Origin of the sequence: Moorena sp. SIO2C4 (assembly GCF_010672485.1) — a bacterium.
In the GTDB taxonomy this organism is placed as follows: Bacteria; Cyanobacteriota; Cyanobacteriia; order Cyanobacteriales; family Coleofasciculaceae; genus Moorena; species Moorena producens.
Genome location: NZ_JAAHGN010001074.1, coordinates 1 through 2524 on the forward strand (window position 1 = coordinate 1; position 2524 = coordinate 2524).

A 2524-nucleotide genomic window follows, 5' to 3' on the forward strand; every position below is an offset into this window, starting at 1 on the left:
TGCTCTTCCTGTCAGCAGTCAGCAGTCAGCGGTCAGCGGTCAGTGGTCAGCGGTCAGCGGTCAGTGGTCAGTGGTCAGCGGTCAGCGGTCAGCGGTCAGTGGTCAGTGGTCAGTGGTCAGTGGTCAGCTAACGTAACTCAGATTAAACTAATGCTTACCTGTTGTCTTGATGCAGTCGCTCATGGGGGAAACCACGGCAGTCGCTCATGGGGGGAACCCCCAAGACCGCGCTGCCTCCCCAAGACCGCGCTGCATCGCTTATTCAAAAGCTTATAGCTGATTGCTGATTGCTGATTGCTTATAGCTGATTGCTGATTGCTGATTGCTTATAGCTGATTGCTGATTGCTGATTGCTGATTGCTGATTGCTGATTGCTGATTGCTTACGGTCCCAACAGCACCCCTACACCAGTAGCATAATTATGTCCTCAGGTGATTTCCGGGTACCTGATTATAGTCAAAATCTCTGATTATGGGATATAATTAGATGAAACTATTCCGATATTTTTTCTCGTGTCCAGGTAGATTCAGCATTACATGGTGATGGGTTTTACCCAACACTTGATTCTCCTGGATTTCGAGACTTTCTAATTTTTTTAATTCTGAGCAGATGGACTGCGACCCAAAGAAATGCCCCCCATCTCCCATATAAAAAGTAAAGGAGTAAGGTTTCAAGGGTAATGTTTTTTGATAACTAATTATCCGGACATGATATCAAACAGCTTTTAGGAGATGCACCCTGACCACAAGGCAAAAGGTATAGCAGAAGTCAGAAGTCATAAGTCAGAAGTCAGAAGTCAAACTCTTGCGCTTCTTGATGCAGTCGCTCATGGGGGAAACCCCCAAGACCGTAATGGTGCTTTTTCCGTTGGCGAATTAAATTCGCCACGGGTCGCACCTCTGCATCGCTTACAAAGGGTGTGAGACTAATGTCGATGTCCTAACTGCCCTGGCGACTGCTATAACAGGCAAAAGGCAACATTAGGAAAGATATCTGAAGTTCCTTATTCCTTATTCCCTACTTCCTCCTCCCAGCCCTATCCTTAAAATTACTAGTTAAAATTACCAAAGCGATCGCTTACCAATGATTATGGGATTCTCAGCAAAGAGACCCTACGGGATTGACCGAAGGTCACGCTACGCGATGAAGCGTTCGCGTAGCGTGGCCAAAGGCCTCAGCTTCCGCTAAGAGCGATCGCTTTTTTTATTCCCCCTAAAACTCCCCAAAAAAAAATTTTTAAAACCCTTGACAATTACAAATATAATCATTACAATAATCATATTAACACGATGAATTCAAGTTTTGATCTATGTCAAAAGACTTTAAGCCAAACTTCAAGAAACAACCTGTTGAGCACACTCTGAAAGGCTCTCGTCAAGCAGTAATCTATAGTATCCAAATGCTTTATAAATTGGGCTATGCAGAGATTGCGGAATGGACTCCTCTTGAGCCGACTGAGGTTCCAGGGGAAGTAATTACTAAAATGATGAAGTATTGGCTGTTGCCATAACACTTTAAATTTATGGGGGGTTTTCCCCCCCTGGCAAAGGCTCCGGTTTGATTACATCAAATCACGTCCGGATTGGTTTGGAAACTCATTGACATAGATCATTTAAATAGCCGTAGATAGTATTTCTACGGCTATTTTTTTTTCTGTTTATACTTATATAAAAAGGGAATCGGGAATCGGGAGTCGGGAATCGGAACCCACCCCTAACCCCTCCCAGGAGGGGAACGGGAATCGGGAATCGGGAATTGGGAATCGGGAATCGGGAATCGGGAAAAAATACTGGTAAGCTGTTGCGCATTTAAATTGGATATAGTGTTTCTCGCATTTATGAGGTACGCTTCTCAACAAAGTCCCCCTTATTAAGGGGGATTTAGGGGGATCAATTTGTCCCTTATAGGATATATAGTTGCTATATTATTCAGTTAGATGCTTTGGGGCGAGTTTTAGTTGTCGTCTATACCTGGCGAGGTGATCAAATCCGTTTGATTTCAACTCGCAAAGCCACTCGTACTGAACGTAAACAATATCTGGAGGGATGAAGATGGAAGCTGAGTATGATTTTAGTAAAGGTAAGCGTGGCGCGATTGACCCGATGCCATCTGGTAAAACTCGGATCACAATTCCTTTAGATAACGATGTTTTGGAGTGGTTTCGTGACCAGGTAAATCTGTCTGGTGGAGGGAATTATCAAACCTTGATTAATCAGGTGTTGCGTCAGCACATTCAGCATCAGCTGATAGAATTAGAAGGAGTTCAGGAAACTATTCCTAGAACAGAAATTGTTCAAATTCAAGAAGCATGGGAAAATTATCGCTCCGGTAACGATAAAGGAATTTCATCTAAAGATTTAAAGCGTAAGTTATTAGGATAAAAGTGATTAATCGTCGGTGGGCAGTGCCTACCTAGGCGCTTTGCCAGCTGATCTGATCTGTCTGATCCACTGCCCACCCTACATGCTATAGGCGGTGGCGCGGGTGACGGTGGAACGGTTTATTGAGCGGGTTTCTCGGCAAT

2 protein-coding genes and 2 pseudogenes are annotated in these 2524 nt (G+C 44.1%); 3 read left to right on the forward strand and 1 reads right to left on the reverse strand.

The genetic code is table 11. The features are described from left to right. The first annotated feature begins 1309 nt into the window (after positions 1-1309). Positions 1310-1510, forward strand: coding sequence for a hypothetical protein (locus F6K20_RS33805; RefSeq protein WP_008185280.1), 201 nt, complete (start codon positions 1310-1312; stop codon positions 1508-1510). Between the two features lie 85 nt (positions 1511-1595). Here the strand turns inward: F6K20_RS33805 and F6K20_RS33810 are convergent, their stop codons facing one another. Then, positions 1596-1808 carry a hypothetical protein gene (locus F6K20_RS33810; RefSeq protein ID WP_131827105.1) on the reverse strand — a complete coding sequence of 71 codons (213 nt, stop codon included), beginning with the start codon at positions 1806-1808 and terminating at the stop codon, positions 1596-1598. A gap of 118 nt (positions 1809-1926) precedes the next feature. Between F6K20_RS33810 and F6K20_RS33815 the strand changes: the two are divergent. Continuing rightward, positions 1927-2049 (forward strand): annotated as a pseudogene (locus F6K20_RS33815) (BrnT family toxin); the annotation flags it as partial. 2 nt (positions 2050-2051) lie between these two features. Next, positions 2052-2303, forward strand: a pseudogene (locus tag F6K20_RS33820) (BrnA antitoxin family protein); the annotation flags it as partial. Between the last annotated feature and the right edge of the window lie 221 nt (positions 2304-2524).